The organism is Blautia sp. AF19-13LB (assembly GCF_003479105.1).
GTDB classification, from domain to species: Bacteria; Bacillota; Clostridia; order Lachnospirales; family Lachnospiraceae; genus Fusicatenibacter; species Fusicatenibacter saccharivorans.
The window spans coordinates 1-844 of sequence record NZ_QUGO01000073.1; the positions used below are offsets into that span (position 1 = coordinate 1).

Genomic DNA, 844 nt, shown 5'->3' on the forward strand with positions numbered 1-844 from the left:
CGGGTTCCCAAAATGCCCGCACACCGCCTTTGGATGAAAAGCGGCGCTTCTGGACGCGCAATAAATCTCGATCATACGGCCATATACAATGACAAAGATCACGATGGACAGTACCCACATACACAGATTGATGATGTTGGTTTCCAGCCACAGTCCAATCAGTTCCCACATTCCCATTGCTTCAAGCTGGGTTTTCAGATCAGACAACGCCGCCTGCACATCCAGGTTCCCGTTTATGACACCGGCACTTTGCGACACCACATTTTGGGCCACATCAAAGACCGCCATCACAATCGTAAAACAGTTGGTGAGCAGGTAAGTGGCAACAAAAGTCTTGAAAATCCACTTGAAGATGTTGAATGTATCGAATTCGTGCATGTTGTTCTTTTCGAGAATCATCTGGATCAGTTCATACACCAGAACAAAGGTCAGGATCATGCCCGCAATGGGAATGACGACGGTTTCTGAAAGATTCTGAATCATGGAAAACACGCCGCCATTCCAGCCCTGCGGGGTCTGTCCTACCTGATTTGCCACATCCGCAACCTGATTGTTGACGGAGTTGAAAATACTGGTGTACTGTCCGGTGATCGCATCGATCAGGCCCTCTTTAATCCAGTCTGTTATCCATTCAAACAGACTGCCCATAAGTCAGCCCTTAACCGAACAGGCCGGAAAGCAGCGGGATCAGCGTTGCACCAACCAGAGCGATACCTCCGCCTGCCATAAGCTGTTTTATCCCCAACTAGGTGTAAAACTCTGCTCGATGGCGGGCGGCGGCGTACAAAAATCTATATGGTGTTTTTAAGAGAACCGTCCCGGCGGGACAGGTCAGGCAGTGACC

General features: G+C 49.6%; 1 protein-coding gene and 1 pseudogene. Both read right to left on the reverse strand.

Features of this window, described 5'->3' with window-relative positions; genetic code table 11:
* Nucleotides 1-648, reverse strand: a 648-nt coding sequence (locus tag DWX32_RS19330) for a VirB6/TrbL-like conjugal transfer protein, CD1112 family (RefSeq protein ID WP_243037654.1), incomplete at its 3' end; no start/stop codon positions are given.
* 10 nt (nt 649-658) lie between these two features.
* Nucleotides 659-742, reverse strand: a pseudogene (locus tag DWX32_RS19335) (Maff2 family mobile element protein); the annotation flags it as partial.
* Nucleotides 743-844: the final 102 nt, after the last annotated feature.